Genomic DNA, 23,848 nt, shown 5'->3' with positions numbered 1-23,848 from the left:
AGTTGACGCCTCCGATTATTCGATACCTCCATTATATCATGCAATCTATCCATTCAATGAATTCACTAACCGAAAATTAAGCTATAGAAATGCTAGCCTTCTACAACTTCCTTCCGATATACAGCAGATGAGATGAGATTCCCAAAATGGAAGGGTCTTTGGCTGCCTCAATCATGTATTGGATAAGTCCCTGCTCCTCACCCTGTTCCTTCCAATAGTGCGACTGTTCATCTGTGAGCACTGCTTTCAGGCTGGAGGAACCAATCAACTGAACAGTCTCGAATCCGTGCTGCTCCATGAACGGCACAACATCCTGCACACGAAAATAGTATGCTCCCGTAAAACGCCCTTGATCCTGATGATCAAACGTGCCTCTTTCGACAAAAGACTGGATCGCGTCCATACTGTCATTGGGTCTCCAATGCTGCGGAGATTGCAGTGAGTTGATACTCATCCGCATCCGGGTCTGTACTGCCACAAACACAACGCCTCCCTGCTTCGTTACCCGATAAAGTTCACGCACTGCCGCTATCCGCGCTTCTTCCTTCTGCAGATGGTACAGCGGTCCAAGCATAAGCACCGCATCATAGGTGTCATCGGCAATCCCGTTCAGATGGGTCGCATCCAATACATGAAATCCCTCAAACTGCTGCGTCAGCCCAAACGCTTCGGCCTTTTCTCGTGCTTGTTCTACGGATGAAGGTGTAAGATCCGATAATGTAACCCTGTATCCCCGTTTGGCTAACTCCATCGCATATTTTCCCGGCCCTGCACCGTTATCCAGAATCATGCCGCTCGGCGGAAGATGTTCGCGAATATAATGCATGTTAATCATGAATTCAATAGGCTCACGCTCCAGCCTGCCCCACTCATCAAATCCAGAATAATATTGAATAATGCGGTCTCGATCTCTGTCCATCTCTTGCACACCTGCCCTTTTCTCCATATTAGGCCCTATAAACCAAAAAAGACCTGCCACCTCAGCTAAGAGGCGACAGGTCTGACCTTCGCGGTACCACTCTTTTTGATTCATGGAGTAGATCGACATCGTTTACCGTCCTATCCTTCCATAACATCTCATGACCTGATGACGGAGGTTACCCGTCAGGATCTACGTGAATTCAGTTCATCATATCCACCATTTCATTCAGTCCTTCGTTCGCTGAACCAATGAAGACATTTCTACAACTGCTCTTCGATCCTGCTGCTCACAGGTGAGTTGGGGACAGGCTGGACTGTCTCGCACCGAATTGACAGTTCTCTGAACCACGCCATATACCTTAATACTCCTGATCATTGCGTTTGTTATTTTAATTTTACCAAGTATAGTTCTCCTAAATATTTACTGTCAACTCTAAATTCACAATAAACCAGAATGGCTCTCTCACTTATAAAATACAAACCTCATTACTTCAATCCTTCTTATTTTTTCTTCTCTTCCACTAATGGTACAGCTATTCTAGCTTCCGGTTCTTCTGTACTATACATCCACGGATATACAACGGCCGTATCCGATGTATACTTCTCATACCGATCAATACCCTGATTGTCTCCGTCACCCGCAAACTGGGTCTTGGTAGGCATACCATAGCTTCGTTCACCCTTTATGAGCATGAAGGTCTGATTCATTCCCCCAAAATGCGGATCATCACTATACCTCTCCACGTACAAATCCCCGTCCTTAAGATAATATGTCCAATGAATTATAAAACCGTCCAGGTTTGAATCTACAATCTGTGGTTTCTCTCGAATTGCAGATAAAATAACCGGCTCGAACTCACCCTCAATATATTGGATTTGATGATGGGCATACAGAGTCATTGGGGTATCCGGATGGATCTCCAGACCCGGGTTTACTTCAAAACGCAGTTCCGTTTGATTTGAATTTTCTGCCGGCCATACGGCACCTTCCAACCGGGTACCATTCACATCCAGATTATATTTCAAATAGGGGAGTTGCAAGATAGCTCGATCCTGAGCAAGAATCACCCGGATTTGTGTCGGCGTAATGATGGCTTCCTTCACAAGCACCCCTTCCGATTGCTGGCCTAGAGGGAGATTCAGCACTCTTTTACTCGTACCGCTAAGCATCTCCGTTTTATCTAATCGTATACCGATATTCAGGGGCTGATCCATTCTACCTTCTTCTTTATGATAAGCAAGTGAATACGATGAGGCTTGTTGCTTTAACATGTCTAGATTATAGAACTGTTCTGATATATATTCACCATGCGCTCCTGGCTTACCGTTTATACTTGGTGCAATCCACTCTAAAGTCTGTCCTTTTTGATCGTATACTTTTAGATAAGGAAAAGCATAATCACGAACCTCCGACTGATCAAAAGTTAAAGAGGTAGACAGCATCACTCGATTATCTTTTTCATCGAATATATTCACAGCAAGTTGACCCAAACCGTCTTTATGAATATCGAACCCTTGTGAATTCCGCTGGGAAAGATCCAGGTTAATTGCCTGTTCCTCCGGAGCCAATACCTGGATCCCGCTTACCGTGAAATCAACATTGGCCTTATTTCCTGAGGGTGTCCACTCCGTTTCAAAATATCCTTTATATTCTCCGTCCGCCTGATCAAAATCATGATAGTACCTGCCTTCAATAAGCTTTCCTGTCTCATCCCGCAGACCAATCGAAGGGAATCTTACGGTATCCCCTTTGTACTTCCCGGGTTTCAGGGTATATAAAATCACCGTTCGATTATCATCAGTAAAGGCTGTATCGAGTGTTAATGTTACACCGCCCACTGTCACCGATTGATCCAGTTTCTGCCCAAGTCCATTTTGCAACGCATTCTGAATCCCCCTCCGGTGATCCAACAGGTCAATCCAATTATAGTGAACTGCTGCATATACGGGTGTCGCCATAAGAATAACGGCTGCTGTTCCGATCAGTGCGCTCTTTTTCCATCTCAGGCTTCGCCGTACATTTTCGTTCCTCGCTGAAGCATGAAGTTCAGGGCAACGTTCTTGATCCTTTTGAATCTGATCCCACATGGCATTAAAATCGGGATAATGGATATCCGCATCATTTTTCAGATGATGAGACAATCTTTCTTCCGTATGTTTCACTGTACACTTCCCCTTTCTGATGTGGTTTGCTGGCTTTCTCCCATTTTTTCCTGAGCAGACGAATTCCCTTATATATTCTGGACTTCACCGTACCCAGCGGAACTTCCAGCGTCTCGGCCGTTTCCGATAAACTGAATTCGTTCATATAGCGTAGCAGAATCGCTGAACGTATTTTCTCAGGCAACTCCTGAACCCATTGTTCCCAGAGTTCCGATTCCTCCGCATGCTGAGCCACCTGGTCAACCGGATCAACCGTTCGTTGCGGTGTGAGCATAAAAAGCCTTTTTTCCCGTTGCTTGGATGCATGCTCTCTTTTCATAAAATTAAGACAATGATTCACTGTGATTTTCATCAGCCATGTTTTCATGTATTCTACCTTCCTCCAATCCTGACGGAAGACGGTAATAAAAACGTCGTGGCACACATCTTCTGCATTCTGCGCATGATGGAGCATGTAGTAACACGTCCGGTACACATCTTTGTTGTACATTTCGAACAGTTCTTTTTCAGTCAAACGACTCACCTCCTTTCTTTTGCATCAGCCTTTTCAAATCTATAGACAAAGCCGATCCTCCAAAGGTTCATTCTTCTTCTCTCAGCACAGCCAAAAAAGAACGTTCACTTCCACAGCAATGCAGAAATGAACGTTCTTCATGGATGAAGACAAGTATATTTGAACTCACGTACAGTGCAGTCCCTGAACGCAAGCCTGGGGCGTATCTTGAAACCTACTGAAGTGCATCTTTTAACGCCTTTTCGCCCCCTGCTGCGTCAATTTCCCTTGACGTGCCCCGGCACGCCTGCGGGAAACTTCCTGGCTTGGAGCGAAAATTCAGCGAAATTGGCTTTCTTCAGCGTTTTCAGACACACCCTAGATTTTTTTCACAAATTCGGACTTCAACTTCATCGCGCCAAGGCTATCGATCTTGCAATCAATATCGTGATCTCCATCGATCAGACGAATATTCTTCACCTTGGTTCCTTGTTTCACGACGAGTGAGCTGCCTTTCACCTTGAGGTCTTTAATGACCGTAACGGTATCCCCATCATTCAGTACATTTCCATTGGCATCACGCACAACTTTGGATTCCTCGGCGTCTCCTTGATCTGCTTCCAAAGACCATTCATGCGCACATTCCGGGCAAACGAGCAAATTTCCGTCCTCGTACGTATATTCCGAATTACATTTCGGACAATTAGGCAAAGTAGACATATGTATTAAACTCTCCATTCTAAAATTGGCTTACATGCAAGTATACGGGATTTGGGCCGTTTGTTCCATACGATGGATCACTGCAACAAATGTTTAACTTATAGGGAAGGTTCTACCTACACCGAATTTAAACCAAATTTAAACTTGGTTCTACCCTTGCTTTAAGGAAATTCGCTTAATATATAAGTATCCAAACAGTAACGAATATCATTCTATAAACCTTAAGGACATTGTCCTCTGTTTATATTCCCATGCCAAAGGAGCTTCTGCTTATGTCATCCTATGTTTTTCCCATTCAGACCGCGTTTATCATCTTTGTCATCGCATCCATGTTCCTGCTGGTGCCGTGGTTAATCTATGGTTATCGCAAAGACGGCTTCTTTAGCTGGTCCCGGTTTGCCGTTAGCTTTTCTTTTATTTTCTTCCTAATGGCTGCTTACTGCCTTGTGATCCTGCCGCTTCCCGCGACTCGAAATAACTGTGCTGGTCACACAGCGAATGCGGTCTATTACAACCTTCAACCCTTTATGTTTGTGAAAGACATTATGAAGGAAACACCCATCATATGGTCTCAACCCTCTACGTGGATCAACATGATTAAGGGCCGTGCTTTCTTGCAAGTGCTGTTTAATGTTCTGCTGCTCATGCCACTAGGAGTATATATACGGTATTTTTGGCAAAAAAGAGCATTCTGGAAACACGCCTTTGTCGCTGGTTTCGGGCTTTCCTTATTTTTCGAAGTCACCCAACTCACCGGGTTATACGGATATTTCAATTGTCCTTACCGATTGTTCGATGTGGATGATCTGATTCTGAACACCTCCGGTGCAGTGATTGGATTTTTCGCAGCCCCGCTGGTGTTGGCCTTGTTCCCGTCACGTGAGAGTATTCAGGCTAAGAGTGAGCAAATCGTGGAGCAAAACCGCGTCTATCCTGTGCCCCAGCTGCTTGCACTGCTGATCGACGGTATTGTTGTGGTGATTATCACCAATCTCATGTCGATCTTTACCTTATCTAACGATATCCAGGATGTAATAAATACGTCCACGGCGATGGTTATTGTTCTGTTCTTCATCCCATGGGTTCGCAACGGAGTTACACCGGGCTCTGCCGTTCTCCGGTTCCGATATGTTGATCGTCAAACGAGCGCCCCAACGCTCTCAGCGCTATTGAAACGATTTATTGCTATTTATGCTCCGTGGCTTCTGGTAACGATGATTCAGCTGGTAAGTAAATATGCATACCCTAACTATCAGGATGATATCACTCAGCCTTACCTCATCTGGATTTCTCTGGGTGTCGGCATTCTGTACTTCCTCGTGTATATTACACTGTTTATCCATGTCATCGTCGTATTGTTCTCGGGTGGAAAACGTTCCTTTTACTTCGACGAGGTCGCACGAACACGAGCCTCGCGCAAATAGAAAATGAAGTTTGCTCTCCCTAACAGAGACGATCACCTAGCCAAAAAAGGCGGCATCTCATGGTTAATCCATGAGGCCGCCTTTTGTATTTTAAAATACCGAAACTGCTACCGAAATTGTACATTGTTGAACTCACTGCATATCCTCAGACTTGCGATATGAAGGGATACCTTACTTAACACCCAGCAGTTCGCGTTTAGAAGCCTCTGGATCATGAACAACCTCAATCTCATGGTTGATGATCAGTGTCGCCCGATCCTGACGATATTCAGGCCATTCGATTCCTGCTGTCTCCGGCTTGCCGTTTCTCGCAAAGGAAATCCAGGCATCCTGCACCTTGAGAGCAAGCGCTTTAGCCGCTTCATCCGGCTCAGCTTTCATGAACTTTAGCGCATCCAGCGTGTTAAATACAAAGAACATCTCAATGCTGTGAATGGCTCTTTTCAAAAGCGGATGCTCCGGCATCACCCAGTCAAAACGGTACATCCACACCGGAGCATGCTTCTGCTGTGCAGATGCATACTGCAATGCTGACCGCCAGAAGAACAGATCGGTCATGACTTGAGCTTGTCCATCCGCTGTCTTCGGATAACTATCAACGATAGCGACGCGATTCTCCAGATCCGGCGTCATGAAATCGACACCCTGCACCATATCAATTTCATTTGAAAAAGGGACATCCGGCTGAATAAATAACGATCCTTCATGCAGCGTTGTTCCAATTAGCACTGGAATATCCTGCGCGAATCCCTCACTTACAGCCTGGAGTGGTATCTGAGGCAGTGTCTCACCATCGAGCACAGGTTGGAACAACAAGGCCATGCCTGCTCCGCTCTGCTGCTTCACCGTTTCTGCCGCCGCCATAATCTGTTCCACTGGAATGCTGTTCAGCTTGGTCAGGCTGTCCCGGTCTATACCAAGAACCTTCAACATGCCCTCACGCAAAGCCGAGGCTTGTTCTGCCGGCATGAACTGTGAAGCACCACTCTCCATGATGGCACGCTCGAACAGGCCTTTGGCTGCTGGCATCGCCATTAGTGCGGCAATACTCATACTACCTGCCGATTCACCAAATACCGTTACCTGACCGGGGTCGCCGCCGAAGGCAGTAATGTTATCTTTCACCCATTGTAACGCAGCTACCTGATCCAGCAGTCCTGCATTAGATACATAGGAATCACCCAGCGGAGCCATGTGCAGGAATCCTAGCGGCCCAAGACGATAGTTAATGGTGACCACGATGACGTCGCCACGAACAGCCAGCTGTGTGCCATCATAGACAGGCAGACTGCCTGATCCGGTTACAAATGATCCCCCATGAATCCAGACCATAACGGGAAGGGGGTGACTGCTTTCTTTTTCAGGTGCCCAGATGTTCAGATACAGACTGTCTTCCGACTCTGGCGGCTTTTGCCCGCCCATCCATTCTGAATCCCGACGCGGTTGTATATTCTCAGGCCCGAATTCGGTCGCCTGTCTGATTCCCTCCCATGAATCGGGCTGTACCGGAGCTCGGAAACGCAGCTCTCCCACTGGCGGCTTCGCATAAGGAATCCCCTTCCATACACTTGCACCCTGTAAAAGCTCGCCTTGAACCGTACCATATTTCGTTTGAACCTGAAGTTCTCGCATTCCGCTTCTACATCCTCTCCGTGAATTAAATATTTTCATGCATTGGTAACCATGATTAGAGCTTAATAAGGGCTAACCATGTGTATATATTTGAGTATAAATCGTTGGCATACCCATTTACAACTTTGCCCAGATTGACACATTGGGTCATGCTCTCTTTTGAGTTGGATTAAAAAATTCGATCTAGAAATTCGCCGAATGTATATCCTGTACTATAAAATTTTTCAGCAAGAGCAACTATGCTTTTGAGTAGAAAATTAAAAGTATTAAAAATAATGATACCTAACACAGATATAATCACAGGCAACATCCATTTTCCATACAAATTCCAGTTTATATCCCTCAAGAAAAGCCATCCCCTTACCAAAATATTAAATCCATTTACCAAAACAGTTATTTCATTCCCAAAAGGATACGTTAATAATACTTTGTATGTTCCAGAAAATACAATATTTAATAATGATTGGATTGCAGTAAGGATTGAAACAAAAACAGAGTCGTGCTTATACACGACTCTGCTTCAATTGCGATTATTTCAATCTTCCTCTTTTCACAAAAAAGATGATTACCGCTCCAATACTGAATATCGCACCGTATACTCAGCACCTTCAATCCACTTTCCGGCAGCGAAGTCCCGTCCCTTCACAACCACTCGATCCTTGTAAATCTCAACATGCAGCCCTTCGCTACCCTCCAAATGCTCATCCTCATCCGTCCATAGATAGGCAACAGAGGAGGCGTTGAACATGGTTGGCATTTGGCCTGTACCATCGTACATCGTATGCGGTGCTTGTAGCTGCCAATGCGTATGCCCGGAGAACAGAATCGCTTGTGGATACTTTGCCAGCACGGCCTTCAGTTCTGCATCCTGATTCACGCCATACCAGCCTTGATTTTGGAGTGATCCGGCAACGGTGTCCATCAGCGGCTGATGGATAAAGATAAAAATTGGATGATCCAGTACAGCCTGTTCAGCCAGCTTCGTATCCAGCCATTCCAGTTGTTCAGAAGACATCTCACAGTCCTTCGGATGCGGCTGCTCCGTACCAAGAAAGATGTAATGATATCCATTGATCCAGTGATCGTGATAACTTCCCTTCATGCCTGTCGCCGCTTCAAAATCTTTCAAACGCCTATGCCATAAGCCTGCTACAGTAATTGTTTCGGCGTTGGCTCCAGCAGGTATTTTCGTCTGAACTTCTCCTTGTGCACTTCCGTCTGTATTTCCATCCTCACTGTCATACCCATGGCCATCTACACCGTCATCTGGACTCCCCACTTCTCCTTCATGTCCGGCCTGTCCAGGTAGCACAAATTGGTTGCCAGCCAGCTTCTGAATCAGCGCCGCTGACTCCTCCGCTGTCTGCTTCACCGGATGCTCTAACTCCGCATCTTGCTCCAGCAGTTCAGCAACATGCCCTTCGGTCATCTCAAGTAATACCAATGGCGGCTTCTGCCAGATGACTGCACCGATATCATGATTACCCACCGTGAAACGTATCTCCGGCAACTTCTCCTTATATTGCTCCCAGATTCGCTGCCATTCCCGATACTCACTCGGTAGCCCGCGATCCGTCACATCACCTACATGCATAATGCCACAGCTTCCATCGCTAAACGAAGCTATATCCGCCAGCGCCTGCTCCAGATGTCGGTTATGCCTATGATCTGCCTCGTCCCGTATATGTGTGTCCGTGATCACCTGGAAGGTAGCCAGTGGCTGCTCAGTAATACTCATTACGAATCACTCCATTTCAGTCCAATAATGCCTATCAAAATAAAACCGATCCACACCATCGATGTCAGCCGAAGTCGTTCCCCAAAGAAATAATGCCCTACCACACCAATCATCGTGATCCCTACTCCTGACCAGATCGCATAGGCTACCGCCAGCGGCATATACTTGACGGCATAATTCAGAAAGGTGAAGCTCGCGGCATAACATATAAACATCATCACAGAAGGCCACAATCTGGAGAAACCATCCGACACTTTAAGCAAGATCGTGGCACTCAGCTCCAGACCAATGGCAAGTGCCAGCAACACCCAGCCCAGATAAGCCTGACTGTTTGTCATCGTCCTGACCCGCCGGAGAGCAATTCATGGAACGTCTGGATGGTTCGATCCGCCAGTTGTATCTTACCAGACTCACCAATCCCAATCTTGTAGCCTGCTCCGGCCGCTCTCGCCATCTCCATATCCCCGTCCGTGTCCCCAATCACCATGACCTGCTGCGCCTGTACACTGAGTCGCTCACAGGCAAGCAGCAACATATCGGGAAACGGTTTACCGCGATCGACCAGATCGGTTCCAATGACGATGTCAAAGTAAGCATCCAGCCCCATCCATTGCAAATGTTTGTTTGCGCTTGCCGTCTCGTCCGCTGTCACCACGCCCATTTTCAATCCCTGATCGCGAGACTGCTCCAGAAATTCCCGCACACCGGGCAGCGGATGCGCCGGACGATGTGCCTCCATCGCCTCCTCCGCCTGTGCGAGACATGCTCGAACGATCATTTTGGCCTCTGCCCAGCTGAGTCCTGCGCGATATCCATGCCACGTCAGCACGGCATATACTTCATCCATCGTACCCATGGCGAGCGGGCCCCGGACGTCATAACCGTTCATACGTCCCTGTTCATCGTGAAACGTGCCCCAAATCTGCGGAAGATCGGCTTCATCCATCTCTAGACCACGAATAACCAGTTGTTCTCTGAAATCATTCAACACACAATCCGTCCAGAACCCCCACATGCCTGTAAAATCAAGCAACGTCCCATCCTTATCAAACAGAATGGCTTGAACCTGCATCTGTGATCTATCGTCTACCTTATTCTCTTGCATGGACTAAACTCCTTGTCTGTGATCGTAATGAATGGAAAGGACGGTACGTGGTGTACCGCCCTTTTTGCTTAGGCACTAAAGCTTATACATGAGAGGGGATGCAAACTTCATGTAATACAATGAATTATTTTGCGATGCGGTCAAGTTCCTTCTGTGCTTTCTCTTTGGCTTCCTTCAATGCCTGCTCTGCAGGTACATTGTTGATCTGCACTTTATCAGCCGCTTCCTTCAAGGCATCGTTAATTTTGCCACCTGTCGGATCACGGAATGGAGCTGAAGCATGTGCTGCCTGTTGCAGTGGCACGGTAATCTGTGGGTGCTCTTCGCTAAACTTCTTGAATTCAGGATCTTGCTGTGCAGATTGACGCACCGCAATGTAACCCGTATTCATCGACCATGAAGCGGTGTTTTCGGTTTTGGAGAAATACGTCAGCCATTTGTATGCTGCTTTTTGCTGCTCTGGACTAGCCGCTGCCGGAATACCTGCAAGAATTGCACTCGCTACCGGTTTACCTTCGCCAATGCCTTCCCAGCCTGGCTGCTGCATGGCCGCTACGATTTTAAAGTCCAGATCGCCTTGGTCACCACTTGAACCGGTGTATCCAGCCGCTTTATTTTTCATCACATCGTCAATGGTCTTGTACCAATACTCCCAGCCTTGACCGCCATATTGAATGCCCATGATTTTGTCTTCGTTGATCCATTTGCGGAACAGTTCCCATGTCTCGATCCATTCAGGGGAGTCAATCATCACCGTTTTACCGTCATCACTGAGAATTTTGCCGCCTTTGCCCATAACCGCATCAATCATGTTGTCTCTGCCCCACATCGGCTCCCAGCCATAGAAGGTCGTTTTGCCATTTTCCTTCTTGGTCATCTTTGCGGCAGCCTCGGCAAACTTCTCCCATGTAGTCAGGCTTGCCGGGTCAATTCCGTTCTCTTTGAAGGTATCCATACGGTAGTACATAATTTGAGTCGTGCCATACATCGGCAAAAAGAATTGCTTGCCGTCCACATTTCCTTGTTCCAGGAACGTTTGAATGAAATCTTCTTTTTTGAATTCCGGATCAGCCGCGATCATCTCATCCATAGGTGCATAATAGCCTTTGCGCGCCCAGTCAATATTGGCACTCAGAACGGCAGCAGGTACTTTCTTTGACGCAATGGCCGCTTGAAGCTTCTGCTCAGTCTCCGTGTAATCCGCTTGTACGATGCCTTTCACAACCACTTCGTTCTGCGAAGCGTTGAAGGCATCAATTTTCTTTTTCATATTGTCGCCCAGGTTACCGCCCAGCCCATACCAGAACTCAATCTCCACCGGCGCTTTGGCCTGAGTGTCCGTGCCGCCGCTAGCGGCAGCCGTTGAATTCGATTCTGTCGGGGCTTGTGTCCCGCATGCGGTTATTAAAGCGATGCTTGCAGCGAGTACCAGCGACATGCCGCCTTTCCAGCTCAGCTTCAGTTTCTTTTTCAAAGTCATGTCTGACTTGCTCCAATTCATTGTTGTTCCTCCCGTTTTTAGGTGACTTTATTAGGCGAAAAGGTGAAGCATATCAATTCTTGTTTACGCCAGCCGTCATGTTCACGCTCTGCATGATCGTTTTCTGGGTGAACACGAAAAGAATGAGTAAAGGTGCGATAGTAAACGCACTTGCAGCCATAATCTGCGGCCAAGCCAGTCCATAGGCTCCGCCTTCCACGAAGAAACTTCGCAACCCGGCAGATACCAGTTGCAGGTCAGGATCTTTGGTGATGAGCATCGGCCAGAAATAGTTGTTGTACTGTTCGATGAATGTAATCAGCACCATCACGGCGAAGCTGGAGCGAACGAGCGGTGCAATAATCGTCCAGAGAATGCGGAAGTGTGATGCTCCATCCAGCTGTCCGGCTTCCACCAGTTCATGAGACACCTGCATAAAGGCCTGACGAATCAGAAAAATGGAGAACACGCTGACACAGTTGGATACGATCAGGCCCGTGTAAGAATCCAGCAGGTTCAGCTCACTTAACACCAAATAACCGGGCAAATATACGGCTGTGCTCGGGATCATGTAACCTACCAAAATGATTGCGGTCAGCGTGCCCTTGAGGCGAAATTTCATATGCGTCAGGGCATATGCCATCATACTGGAGTTCACAATCTGGAGCAGACAGATCGCTATGGCGACTCCGGTGCTGTTCAGCATGTACCGTGCAAACGGTGCGGCGTTCCAGGCATCCACGTAGTTCTGCCACAGTAATGTCTCTGGCCAGAAGGTCGGCGGGAACTGCCAGATTTCATCATTCGTTTTGAATCCGCTGATCACCATCCAATAGAACGGAAAGGCAGTGGCAAGGGCAATCATTGCAAGCACCAGATAGCGAAGGATGGCACTGATTTTTACTTTTTTACGGGACAACTTCTGCATCTCCCTGGGCTTCATTTGGCTGGTTTTGCTTGTTGGCATTGTCATTGTCATTAGTAGTGCACCAGGCGTCTGCCAAGCAGGAAGGAAACTCCCGATAACAGCACGCAAATCAGAATAATGACTACAGCGATCGATGAAGCTTCCCCGACATTAAACGATTCAAAGGCAGACTGATAGTACATATACAACAGTGTTCTGGTTGAGCCCGCTGGGCCACCCTGGGTCATAACGTTAATCTGGTCATAAGCCTGTAAGGATTGAATTGTCAGTATGATGGAGAGGAAAAAGGTCGTTGGTGAGATCAGCGGCAACGTAATGCTCCTGAACTTGTCCCAAGCTGCTGCGCCATCAATGGAAGCTGCTTCAAGCAGATCCGATGGCAGATTCCTTAGAGCTACCAGATAGAACACCATCGCCCAACCAATCGACTTCCACAGGGTTACAATCAATACGGCAACCAGTGCCCAATCCATGTCACGCAACCATCCAATCGGCGATATCCCCGCCCAACCCAGCATCAGATTGGCTAATCCCACTTGCGGTTCAAAAATCCATGACCACGCGATGGATACGGCAACCGTCGGTGTTACCCATGGTGAGAAGAGTAATGTGCGAAAAATACCGGATGATTTCATTTTGCTATTCATCAGCATCGCTAGTGCAAGTCCTCCCACAATCGTAGGGATCACACTCCCGAGTCCGAACAACAGCGTGACTTTCAGGGATCGATAAAATTCAGAGTTGGTTAGCAGGTACGTGTAATTGTCCAACCCGACGAACAGCTTGTCCGGGCTCATGAAGTCCCAGTCGGTAAAACTGAGATATACGATGTATCCCAGAGGCCCCAGCCAGAAAATCAGCAACGGGATTAGAGCAGGCAACGTAAATAGGACCGCCTCCGACTCCCTCCAACATTTCAAGCGCAATTCTCCCACTCCTTATTGTCCAAGTTTTCTTTAACATTTGGCAATTTGTAGATATATATTGACTCATTTGATCTTCCGTACAAAAATGATTGTACATTCAATTTGAAAAATCTATTTCCGGGTTGTGTTAAAATTCGAAGAGTCATGTAAAATATGAATATGTTCATGGATACGTTATCCTATTGCCGAGGTGACATTGTGGGAAAAGAAATTGCCGGGAAGCCGAATCATTTGTCGTTACCCGATCGATCTGCGCTGAGGGAGAGAGTCATCGATGCAATTGCCAATACGATGGATCTGTATGGAGTTAATCATACGTTTGGTAAATTGTATGGCGTGATGTATTTCGAAGACCGTCCGATGACGCTGGAAGAGATGAAGACCTCTATGAATATGAGCAAAAGCAACATGAGCTATGCGGTTCGTTCGTTAACCGAATCCCAAATGATCTATAAGCTGGATGAGAAGAAGGAGCGGCAGGACCAATATGTAGCGGAGACTGACTTCTTTCGCACGTTTCAAAACTTCTTCGGATTAAAACTGCAACGGGAAGTGGATGTGATGCTGGAAGGCATCCGCGAGGTCATCCCTGACCTGACAACCATGATTCTATCGGAACATACAGCTGCACAAGAACGGGAAGAGGCATTGCGAGATTTACACAAGCTCCAGCATGCAGAGCAATACTATGTCTGGCTTCAAGGATTCGTGGATCGATTGCGAGAGGGTAAGCTGTATGAAAATGACCCACAATCACCAGAAGATTAAGATTACCCCAGCGAAGGTTGAACGTAAGCTTTGAGACTTTGGCTTAGCAAAGTTAACTGTAGATATACGAAGCGTACTTTATTTTAAAATAAAAATATAAGCAAAAGAGCTGTCCAAGCCACTGAATGACTTGGGACAGCTCTTTTATCGTTTACAATTTCCATTCTATTTACTTTCGAGTACTTTCTAACTTAATTGTCTTGAAAAAATCACTTCTGTGCCGCAGCTTCAATATCTGCATATGCCCAGTGGGTTGCAGGCACGTCGCTAAAGGATGGCGTGGCCACTCCCGTCAGCGGTGTACGCTTGAACAGGACGTTTAGCACTTTTACCGCTTCGGCACGAGTCAACTTGCTATCCGGTTTGAATGTACCATCATTGTAACCCGTCATCAGGCCTGTGGATTGCACATAGGCAATTGCATCGGCTGCCCACAGATCAGCGGCTACATCTGTAAAGGACGCTGCTTCTGGTGCTGTTCCTGTGGTATCAGTTGCTACAGCGTTTGTTTGTTGCTTCTGCAACCACCGGTACGCAATGGTTGCCATCTGTGCACGCGTGATTGAACCTTCCGGCGCAAACGCTGTGCCGCTCAGGCCGTTCATGATACCTGCGGCCTGTGCCTTTTGAATCTCACTTGTTGCCCAATGTGTTGCGGCTACATCGGCAAAGGTTGTACCTGCCACCGTAGCTGCTGCTGTTTCACCCGGCAGATTACGAGCCAGCATCGCAGCCATCTGTGCACGTGTAACGAATGCATCTGGACGGAAATCGGCACCGAAACCTTGGATGTACGGATGATTTGTCTTTTGAGAAGCTTTCAGCCCATCGACGACAACCAGTGTAAACGTACTGAATTTGGTTACCGTAAACTCAATACCTTCGCTGTTATTAGCCAGTTTCACGAGTTTGCCTTGCACCAGTTCTTTGGTACCGTCACTGTGTTCAATGTACACAGCCAGGTTATCCAGAATCTGCTGACGAGTTGCCACATCGGTTGGCAGGCTGTTGCCTAGTGGCAATGTCAGCGTCACTTCACGGCTCTGTATGTTCGTTTCGATCTCAACCGGACGAGCCAGTACACGAACATTCGTATTCGGTGCAACTTGCTGAATCACTTGCTCTTTCCTCGCACGCTCTTCCAAGTCTTTGCGCTCGGATTCCTTTTTGAGCGGAACAATACGGAAGTACAAGTCTTGATCGAATCCAGCAATGGACTTCGTTGGAATGGAGATTACAGCATTTTCCGTCGAGATTTCCAGTTTCATCGAACCGTCACTTAGATCTTTGACAGCAGTTTTTGGGACTTCCACACGTGTCTCGGACACAGCGTCTTTGGTATCTGGAATGACGATGCGTGCTGTATCGGTGCCCAGCTGTTTTGCTTTTACAACCGATTCCTTGGCAATCGCATCTGTCATTTTCACCAAATCTTTAACCGCGCCGTTAGTTTCGGTTGTACGTGTGATTGGTGTTTTGGTTAGGTTTGTACCGTTAACGCCATTCACATCCACCACGATCTGTTCTTGCTTGGTCGTTGGTGCAGGTGTAGACGTTACCGGCGCAGATGATCCACCGCCACCGTTACCACCTGTGTTGTTACCCGGGTTAGGTGTCGACCCAGTACCATTACCACTGTCACCATTGGCTGTAAAGACAATTTTCACAGCACGTCCCGGCAACTCATCACTAAACGCTTTATAACGAACCCATACTGTTTTGTTACCGCTAAAATCCAACTTCTGAATGGAAGACAGATCGATCCAGTTCAGTTTGCCATCGAAGGAAACTTCCATCGTATCATTTAGACCCGTTATTTCGTTTTTAACATCGTCCCCTTTTATATTAGGAGCCGTGAAGAAACGATTAATAACGTATTGTAAGTTCCCAATATCCTCATAGCTGTCTTGTTCATCAAGTACCCATTGTGCCAATTCCTTTTGATCTTCTGCGCTAAGCTCTGCTCTTTTGGAAAGGTCAAGGGCACCTGAACGATTAAATTCATAATTGTCGAAGAAAGCCTCTCCCTCAATTCGATCTTTCATAGCATTCTCGAGCCACTGATTCATTGGGTCAATTTTGGTGGCCTTTTCAATAGATTGATACGGGGCCGTCAAAAGCCCTAACACTACCATTGGTTCCACGATATCTCCTTGGTAGAGTCCTTTCAACTTTTCATAAGCCATTGAATACATGTATTTATAAGCAAAAACATTTTTGTCTACTTTATTGGTGAGTTTTAAATATTTTTGACCAATGCTTCCATACTCTTCTGCTTCTTGGTCGTTAAAGTACTCTGATATATCTACCAATTTTTGTGCAAGTAAATCCAGTTTATTGCTCAAAGCAGCAAGCTCAGTTTGTTCCCAAACAGATTGTGCCAGAACACCAAGTTCAATCATGAGTTGAACCTGATTTTTATTCTCGTAATCTTCACTGACGTATTGGATCAAGAATCCTGCAATGAAATCTCTAACCTTTGGGTTTAAATTTTCGTAGCCGTCAGGAAATTTAATTCCTAACGCCGGATCTTCCATAGCATCACGCATGGCTGTTTTATTTCCACTTTTCCTCGCAGCGTTCAAGACAGACAATGCATCCGTGTTGTTATCACTGGAGAAAAATTTGTCAAAAGCGTTCTGGATTTGAACAAAGGATTCGTACCCGCCAGCTGGACGCTCCGCAATCATATGATCTGCCAGTGCATTTAACTTTTGTGCATCTGTCTTTATACCATCCATCTTACTCACATCTATAGGAAAGCTATTTATAGGATTTCCCAGGTTATTATTATTGTATTTGTTAATGTCAGACTGTATTTGTTGCAATCCGAACAGAGAAGCCAGCATTTCATTAGTGGTCAGCGCCTTGTTAATTAAAGGGGTGAACCTTGCTGCATCATCAAGATAATTTAATAATCTGAACACAGACGACGGACCTTTTTTAAGTTGTAGCTCAATCATAGACGCCGTGATACGTTTTTCAATGTCTGAGGATTGAGGATATTTACCTACAAACTGATAAAACATACTGTCAGGGGCAGGGTAATCCAAATAGTTAACTTGTTGCATCTGCTTCGTATATAGTTCATTAAGTGAATTCATTTCAGCCGGTCCACCAATGTCATGAATGAATTCAACCGCCTTCAAAGCTAACTGCACGAGGTATTCAACTTGCTCTTTATTGGCGTACCCTTCACTGGTTGGTGGATCTAAATTAAGCATATAAACTGCGATATCCTTCTGATCATCTGAAGATAGTTGTTTGAAACCAGGTACATCTATGAAATTTTCATCACTTAATAGTTCGATAACTTCCTCAATATAGTCACTGGCATTCCCTGTATCCGCCGCCTTCTTCAATTGGTTATACTTGGTCAGCCCTGGTTTAAAAAAGGCATCAAATGCCTTTTGAACGTCAGATACTGTTTCATAACCTGTACCTTTGTGATCAAGCATCCATTGAGCCAGTTCATTTTTTTCGTCGTCGTTCTTAAGCGTAGACATTTTGCCCATATTAAAAACAAATGGTGGGAAGTCGGGCCTAAAATCAACATATTGTTGGATAAACGTATACATGCGAAAAAGATTCATTAACGCTTCATTCATGCTAGAAAGGTCGTTAGCTTTATTTATTTCTTTATATTCTTTCATTTTCGTGACCATAAATTCGAGCTGGCTATTAAAGTACGTAGTAAATGAAGAGCCTTGAAATCTATTATCAAAGGACAATATGTCGTCTACAAACATAGTCAAATCTGCTCCGGTCAGATGCTTATATTGATACCCGGCTTGGGTCCACTCCGTTTCACTTACATTTGAAAAGTAGGACGGCCATTTTGCCATGGAGTCGTACACCTGATCCATTACATCTTTTTTTGCATCAAATTCAGTTTGTTTGGGTAATACACTGAGATTATAAATCAGTTTAAATGCGTATACAGCCTGATTGTCACTATTATATTGCACATCTAGTGGAATCAGCATAATCATACCTCTGGCAATCTCATTCTTTTGGTCCTCGCTTAAAGCTGCGTAACCTTCAGGCAGCTGTAGCAATTCTCCTTCTTCAAGCAAATTACGAACATAAGCTATTTTTTCGCCAGAGTTGGAATCGTCATACCCTTGTCTCTCCATGTTTATACGTTCGAATGGGTAAGATCGAGCACTCACCACACCTCCAGGACTTACAATCTGAAGCAACATCATTGCCACCAACAAAAAACTTACTATCTTTCTGAACAAGGCTTCGCTCTCCTCTCATTTCGTGTTTGATCCTTATGCCTGTATCTTTGGACCTAGTTTAGAACACAACAATAAACAGATTCTAAACAAGAAATGATAATAAAAGGAAAAAAATCCACTCCATAGTTGAAAACAGAGTGGATTCCTTCATATTTTTCGTCAAAATTCATCATTTTCAAAAAAAAATTTGGTGAAATTCCTGCTTAACGGTCCGGCTTCACCTGATATTCCATTAGTCTCCCCTCATACACCAGTCTCAGTTGCTCGCTTTGGCGAAAATCATCCGGGGTTACAAGCGCAGGTAGTTTGTTCCATAGCTTGATCCCTGAGCGTTGCAGAATCTCCGCTACGAACTGGGAGCAAAAATAGGAGTTGCTGAACTCTACTGGTTCCTTGAGTGTAATGCCGAGAACGCCCAGTAGGTTGTACATATATTTCTGGCGGCTGCGAATGAAAATGTGCAGCACTCGTTTCATTTTTTCCACTTCACGCTCCGTGACCTGAAGCTCATAGATGACACATGTCGTATTCGGATATTTACTATACGTCCCTGTCTGGATATCTTCCTTCACAAACCCACCGTTCAGCGGATTGCTCGGATGTTTGCGACCGAAGCTGTACAACTCCGTTAATTCCCGGTCGAACGAGATGGAAGCGTGATTATACGGCGCTTTGGTGTAAGTCTGAATGACTCTTGTAAACAACGTACCTGTATTCGTCAGCAAAATATAAATCGAACGTTCGTCGGTCATCCTCATATTTCCCCTTATCAAGTTGGCACTATTCCTTCATAATAACATAGGTACCCTATAATGGAATCTCATATTGAATAAGCAGGTGATCTTCGTACATGAACAGCTCTCTACTTACATTAACCCTGATTTTCGCAGCTCTACTCGTTATACATATTGTGTACAAAGTGATTGCCAAACTGCAGCCAGACAAGGATTATTCGGGTATTGGGACGAAAATCAAAACCTGGTGGGGCATGCTGGCCATCTTTTGCCTCGCTACCCTATTTAATCCCATCGTCTCGTTGATCTCGCTGATGGTGCTGGCATTTTTCTCCCTCAAAGAGTACTTTTCCATGATCCGCAACACCCGCAAAGCTGACCGCCGTCTATTTCTATGGGCATATCTCGCGATCCCGGTGCAATTTTACTGGATATACATTGGGTGGTATGGCATGTTCATCATCTTTATTCCGCTCTATGTATTTCTCGTCCTGCCCATGCCACGTCTGATCAACAAGGGAACGATCGGGTTCCTGCGCAGTGTCAGTTCCACCCAATGGGGACTCATGCTGATGGTGTTTGGGCTCAGCCATCTGGCTTATTTCCCTTTTGCCTCACCCGAGTACGGATCAAAGCTGGTCCTCTTCCTTGTGGTGTTGACTCAGCTTAATGATGTGGTGCACTATCTCGTATCTCTGTATTTGGGCAAACGAAAAGTGGTGCCTACAGCGAATCCTTTTATCACCTGGGAAGGGTTTGTATGTGCATTCCTGGTCACGACGGCCACCTCCTATTTCATCCATCCCTACCTGACACCATTTGATTGGCAGTTTTCCCTGTTCATCGGGGCACTGATTGGCCTCGCCGGATTCTTCGGCAGCCTCACCGTATCTGTGCTGAAACGAGATCTGCTCATCGGGGATGACAACAAATCGGATGCACTCAAAAAGAGCTATCTCAGCAGGGTCGACAGCCTCACCTATACTTCGCCGGTCATGTTCCACGTCGTTCGGTATTTCTTTGAATTCATGTAGAAACGGTCTATTACTAATAGTAAAAATACAACTTCTAAGCAAACGATGATGAACATCAAAAAAAGCAGCCCTAGGGCTGCTTTTCCCGTTTTATTTTTAATTTTATCCGTACAATGATTTATGTTTCTCCGTCTCCTGGGCTTTCTATGCTTACTTCAACTGAATCTCCTTCTCGGACATCAGCATGTTACCCTCATCATTGGTAAAAACAAATGTGGCTTTTCCGCGTTCGCCCTTCATCTCGTCCGAATAGATAAAACCTGAGAACTGTCCATTACCGCTAAAATAAAAGCCGTCCTCTCCGTTCCCGCCATGCTCGATCGCTTCCTGCATCGTATTCACAATCGTTACCGTGTTGGATGTCCAGCGCATTTCCGTTAGGCTATACCCCTTAGGAACCTTTTTGATCGCAAAATCAAAGCTGTTGCCCTCCATCGGTTTATCCGATTGATCAATAACAATGTCAATATCCTTTGACGTTGCCGCAGCGTTAGACTGCGTCTGCATCTTGCCCTCTTCACCTGCTGTGCTATTCTGATCGTTCTTGTTTTTGGCCTCCGCATTAGGTATCGATCCCTGTCCAGCTTCCTCGATCGGTTGCTTGGACTGCGGGTAAGCGTGCTCCTGTACAGACTCTTTATTATTTTTAGCACCACAGGCGCTAACAACAATCACCATACATAACAAAGCAGTATACAGTGCAGATCTTTGGATCACCTGTTTCATACTCCATCTTCTCCCTTCGTTCTTATTGCATCCTTCTCACACACAGATTAGAACATGAACCTTATTCATCACTACACCATATCGTCCCTCATGAAGCTCCATAATATGTAAATGAATTAAAAATTCTAGACTATACCTGTTCTTTTGTAGTGATGAGTGTATGAGTTTTCATGCAAAAAGATGGGAATCAGACGTGTACTGATTCTTATGATTAATGTTGGAATTGCGGCAACTCCAGCACCTGTCCTGTCTGAATGGTTCCGTGTGACAATTGGTTTTTATCTTTGAGCGCTTCGACATAAATCCGAGTATCCATCTGATCCGGTTTGTTCGCAAGAGATATACTCCACAGAGTATCCCCGGAAGATACAACAACCTGTTCATTCAGCAGCACAGGCTGATCTCCCGCCGACGCCTTGAATACTACACTGCAGCCAGCAATAAATACGCTAATCGTAATGAGCAGTTTAATCATAGCCGAGCGTGTGATCTGATCTCGTAGAAAGAGCCTTGAAGCGTATTTTTCATATGAGAATTCCGGCTTGGTTCTTAGAACCTGTTCAGGTTCATGAATGCTTTTGTACGTGGAATATTTCATTTCCATCTAACCCCCGATTGTTATCTTCCTTTTTCGTCAATCTTCAACTTCTTTGCCTATATAACTTCACTTAACAACATAATTTTTAATCTTTCTCTAAAGCTAAGTAGGCATATACTACTACCTTTTAATCTAATACATAGGTCTATGTTATCACTTCATTCTAAACAAATTCTGAACATTGCTCGGTCTGAATAAACAAAAGTTCCAATTCGAGAATGGATGCCTGATTTTCGGCGATGGGACGTATGATTCTGCCCTATAATAAGGGAAAGATTGTGATTCTACTGGAGTAAGGACGTGCGGCTTATGATCTCTGCAGATCTGAAGGAACAATATTACCAGGCGCTGATAGCTAAAGATTCAGAATATGAAGGTTTATTTTATGTCGGGGTCAAAACAACGGGGGTATTCTGTCGTCCCACCTGCCCGGCTCGAAAACCTAAGTTTGAAAACTGCGAATTTTATGAAACCGCTCAGCAAGCCCTGCTCGCGTCATTTCGACCATGCCAGCGATGCCGGCCTCTATCTCACCCCAATCATGTTTCGGATGTGGTTCGCATGCTGGTGGAGGCTGTCGAGAAGGAGCCGGAAAAACGCTGGAAGGGGCAAGATTTCAGGGCACTATCCATTGATGAATCCACTGCTCGCCGTCAGTTCAAAAAACGATTCGGGATGACCTTTGTCGAATACGCTCGCGCACGGCGTATGGGACTAGCACTGAAACATATTCGTTCAGGACGTACTGTCATTGATAGCCAACTCTCCACCGGATATGAATCCAGCAGTGGATTCCGGGATGCCTTTTCAAGGATTATGGGAGCTGCACCTACACATGTAGATGATGAACGGGTACTGAAGGCATCCTGGATCGATACAAGGCTTGGCCCCATGATGGCTATAGCGGATGAGCAAGCTTTATATTTACTCGAATTTATAGATCGCAGAGGGCTGGAACGCGAGGTGGAACGCCTGCGCAAGCGCACCAAATCTGCGATTGTTCCTGGCACAACAGCACCTATTCAATCCATTGAACGGGAATTAAATGAATACTTCGACGGCAAAAGGACAGCGTTCGACACAGCGTTGTTCTGTTTAGGAACACCATTTCAGAAGGGGGTATGGGAAGCGTTATTAGCCATTCCGACTGGGGAAACGAGGTCGTATCAGGAAATTGCAAACGTCGTTGGAAAACCTTCTGCCTGCCGGGCCGTAGCCCAAGCAAACGGGGCAAATCAGCTAGCTATTGTGATTCCGTGTCACCGTGTGATTAGTGCAAGTGGTGAATTGGGCGGTTATGGAGGTGGACTGACACGGAAAAATTGGTTGCTTCAGCACGAGAGACAGATGTCATTGAAGTAAGAATTAACAGTAGCAACACCCTATTTATTTCTATAAAGGAAGTGAGTCAAGTTGAAAAACAACCATTGCAATCAGAAGGAAAAAGCTGAACAATTTCATCGATATCATGTGAAGGAACACCCGCTTGTACTGGTGAACGTGTGGGATGCCGGGAGCGCACAGACCATTCAATCTACAGGTGCCAAGGCTATTGCTACGGGAAGCTGGTCTGTTGCCGCCGCTCATGGGGAACAGGATGGTGAAGCTCTGCCGTTCCAATTGGTACTTACTAATCTCGCACGTATAACAAAGAGCATAGATCTGCCTGTAACGATCGATATAGAGGGAGGGTATGGCAGGTCTGTGTCAGAAGTGAAGCAAAATGTGCTACAAATTATTGAGCATGGGGCGGTAGGCATTAATATCGAGGATCAGTTGCCCTGTGATGAAGGCATGTACAGTGTCGCAGAACAATGTCTGAGATTATGCGCTGCTCGCGAAGCTGCAAATGAGGCAGGCATTCCCCTTTTTATCAATGCACGCACAGATTTATTTCTACAACAAGTTCCTGAAAAACATAATGAAGCATTAGTTAACGAAGCAATTGCACGGTCCGAAGCATACGCGGAAGCAGGGGCAAGCGGTCTGTTCGTTCCAGGCTTACAGGATCAGCAATGGATTCAGGAACTATGTGACCGTTCGCCAATTCCCGTCAATGTGATGGTAACCTCCAACGAACCTTCACCCAGGCAACTGGCAACACTAGGGGTAGCACGAATCAGCTACGGGCCTTATCCTTATCTGCAAGTCATGGAGAACCTCAAAGTACTTGGGCAACGTATTTTAACAGGAGCATAAGGATTATACTGATGA

Annotated in this window: 21 protein-coding genes; 5 read left to right on the top strand and 16 right to left on the bottom strand. The window is 45.8% G+C overall.

The window, feature by feature from the left end:
• Window positions 1-100 precede the first annotated feature (100 nt).
• From EC604_RS09420 to EC604_RS09405, 4 genes are all read right to left on the bottom strand, one after another.
• A complete protein-coding gene (locus tag EC604_RS09420) occupies window positions 101-919 on the bottom strand; it encodes a class I SAM-dependent methyltransferase (RefSeq protein WP_123064169.1) in 819 nt (272 codons plus the stop codon).
• A gap of 503 nt (window positions 920-1,422) precedes the next feature.
• A complete protein-coding gene (locus EC604_RS09415) occupies window positions 1,423-3,084 on the bottom strand; it encodes a DUF4179 domain-containing protein (protein WP_123063927.1) in 1,662 nt (553 codons plus the stop codon).
• Entirely contained in the window at window positions 3,041-3,598 is a 558-nt protein-coding gene (locus tag EC604_RS09410) for an RNA polymerase sigma factor (protein ID WP_123063926.1), read from the bottom strand. The genes EC604_RS09415 and EC604_RS09410 overlap by 44 nt, the downstream gene beginning before the upstream one ends.
• A gap of 357 nt (window positions 3,599-3,955) precedes the next feature.
• A complete protein-coding gene (locus EC604_RS09405) occupies window positions 3,956-4,297 on the bottom strand; it encodes a zinc ribbon domain-containing protein YjdM (protein ID WP_090921192.1) in 342 nt (113 codons plus the stop codon).
• A 272-nt stretch (window positions 4,298-4,569) separates the two neighbouring features.
• Between EC604_RS09405 and EC604_RS09400 the strand changes: the two genes are divergently transcribed.
• The gene (locus EC604_RS09400) at window positions 4,570-5,721 is read left to right on the top strand and encodes a VanZ family protein (RefSeq protein ID WP_123063925.1); all 1,152 of its coding nucleotides are present in this window, start codon (window positions 4,570-4,572) and stop codon (window positions 5,719-5,721) included.
• A 171-nt stretch (window positions 5,722-5,892) separates the two neighbouring features.
• Here the strand turns inward: EC604_RS09400 and EC604_RS09395 are convergent, their stop codons facing one another.
• The 8 genes from EC604_RS09395 to EC604_RS09360 all read right to left on the bottom strand — a co-directional run bounded on the left by EC604_RS09395 (window position 5,893) and on the right by EC604_RS09360 (window position 13,530).
• Window positions 5,893-7,353, bottom strand: coding sequence for a carboxylesterase/lipase family protein (locus EC604_RS09395; RefSeq protein ID WP_123063924.1), 1,461 nt, complete (start codon window positions 7,351-7,353; stop codon window positions 5,893-5,895).
• Window positions 7,354-7,522: 169 nt separating this feature from the next.
• Window positions 7,523-7,864, bottom strand: a complete 342-nt coding sequence (locus EC604_RS29860) for a hypothetical protein (protein ID WP_123063923.1) — start codon at window positions 7,862-7,864, stop codon at window positions 7,523-7,525.
• Window positions 7,865-7,918: 54 nt separating this feature from the next.
• Window positions 7,919-9,091 (bottom strand): metallophosphoesterase family protein, encoded by a 1,173-nt coding sequence (locus EC604_RS09385; protein ID WP_123063922.1) that lies wholly within the window; start codon window positions 9,089-9,091, stop codon window positions 7,919-7,921.
• Complete coding sequence (locus EC604_RS09380; protein WP_123063921.1) at window positions 9,091-9,429, bottom strand: DMT family transporter; 339 nt, start codon at window positions 9,427-9,429, stop codon at window positions 9,091-9,093. The genes EC604_RS09385 and EC604_RS09380 overlap by 1 nt, the downstream gene beginning before the upstream one ends.
• Window positions 9,426-10,196, bottom strand: coding sequence for an HAD family hydrolase (locus tag EC604_RS09375; RefSeq protein ID WP_192895078.1), 771 nt, complete (start codon window positions 10,194-10,196; stop codon window positions 9,426-9,428). Before EC604_RS09375 ends, EC604_RS09380 begins: the two co-directional genes overlap by 4 nt.
• A gap of 124 nt (window positions 10,197-10,320) precedes the next feature.
• Complete coding sequence (locus EC604_RS09370) at window positions 10,321-11,697, bottom strand: ABC transporter substrate-binding protein (RefSeq protein WP_123063920.1); 1,377 nt, start codon at window positions 11,695-11,697, stop codon at window positions 10,321-10,323.
• A gap of 52 nt (window positions 11,698-11,749) precedes the next feature.
• Window positions 11,750-12,619: a carbohydrate ABC transporter permease gene (locus EC604_RS09365; protein ID WP_240036748.1), complete on the bottom strand. Its 870-nt coding sequence runs from the start codon at window positions 12,617-12,619 to the stop codon at window positions 11,750-11,752.
• A 35-nt stretch (window positions 12,620-12,654) separates the two neighbouring features.
• Window positions 12,655-13,530 (bottom strand): carbohydrate ABC transporter permease, encoded by an 876-nt coding sequence (locus tag EC604_RS09360; protein ID WP_123063919.1) that lies wholly within the window; start codon window positions 13,528-13,530, stop codon window positions 12,655-12,657.
• A gap of 165 nt (window positions 13,531-13,695) precedes the next feature.
• Between EC604_RS09360 and EC604_RS09355 the strand changes: the two genes are divergently transcribed.
• Window positions 13,696-14,298, top strand: a complete 603-nt coding sequence (locus EC604_RS09355; protein ID WP_429350250.1) for a GbsR/MarR family transcriptional regulator — start codon at window positions 13,696-13,698, stop codon at window positions 14,296-14,298.
• Between the two features lie 209 nt (window positions 14,299-14,507).
• Here EC604_RS09355 and EC604_RS09350 read toward each other — a convergent pair whose 3' ends face one another.
• Both EC604_RS09350 and EC604_RS09345 read right to left on the bottom strand, forming a co-directional pair.
• The gene (locus EC604_RS09350) at window positions 14,508-18,542 is read right to left on the bottom strand and encodes an S-layer homology domain-containing protein (RefSeq protein WP_123063918.1); all 4,035 of its coding nucleotides are present in this window, start codon (window positions 18,540-18,542) and stop codon (window positions 14,508-14,510) included.
• 203 nt (window positions 18,543-18,745) lie between these two features.
• Window positions 18,746-19,294: a hypothetical protein gene (locus tag EC604_RS09345; protein WP_123063917.1), complete on the bottom strand. Its 549-nt coding sequence runs from the start codon at window positions 19,292-19,294 to the stop codon at window positions 18,746-18,748.
• A gap of 98 nt (window positions 19,295-19,392) precedes the next feature.
• On the opposite strand from EC604_RS09345, the gene EC604_RS09340 reads away from it, so the two are divergent.
• On the top strand, window positions 19,393-20,310 hold the full coding sequence (locus tag EC604_RS09340) for a phosphatidate cytidylyltransferase (RefSeq protein ID WP_123063916.1): 918 nt from the start codon (window positions 19,393-19,395) through the stop codon (window positions 20,308-20,310).
• Window positions 20,311-20,460: 150 nt separating this feature from the next.
• On the opposite strand, the gene EC604_RS09335 is transcribed toward EC604_RS09340, so the two are convergent.
• Together EC604_RS09335 and EC604_RS09330 are read right to left on the bottom strand one after the other, a co-directional pair.
• Complete coding sequence (locus EC604_RS09335; RefSeq protein WP_123063915.1) at window positions 20,461-21,036, bottom strand: hypothetical protein; 576 nt, start codon at window positions 21,034-21,036, stop codon at window positions 20,461-20,463.
• Between the two features lie 211 nt (window positions 21,037-21,247).
• Entirely contained in the window at window positions 21,248-21,634 is a 387-nt protein-coding gene (locus EC604_RS09330) for a LysM peptidoglycan-binding domain-containing protein (RefSeq protein WP_161556895.1), read from the bottom strand.
• A 309-nt stretch (window positions 21,635-21,943) separates the two neighbouring features.
• On the opposite strand from EC604_RS09330, the gene EC604_RS09325 reads away from it, so the two are divergent.
• The gene (locus EC604_RS09325; RefSeq protein ID WP_123063913.1) at window positions 21,944-22,996 is read left to right on the top strand and encodes a bifunctional transcriptional activator/DNA repair enzyme AdaA; all 1,053 of its coding nucleotides are present in this window, start codon (window positions 21,944-21,946) and stop codon (window positions 22,994-22,996) included.
• A gap of 51 nt (window positions 22,997-23,047) precedes the next feature.
• Window positions 23,048-23,833 (top strand): isocitrate lyase/PEP mutase family protein, encoded by a 786-nt coding sequence (locus tag EC604_RS09320; RefSeq protein ID WP_123063912.1) that lies wholly within the window; start codon window positions 23,048-23,050, stop codon window positions 23,831-23,833.
• The last annotated feature ends 15 nt before the right edge of the window (window positions 23,834-23,848 follow it).

The organism is Paenibacillus amylolyticus, assembly GCF_003719335.1.
GTDB classification, from domain to species: Bacteria; Bacillota; Bacilli; order Paenibacillales; family Paenibacillaceae; genus Paenibacillus; species Paenibacillus amylolyticus_D.
The sequence above is the reverse complement of the archived record's forward strand: the minus strand, read 5'-3'. Positions and strand labels throughout refer to the sequence as shown.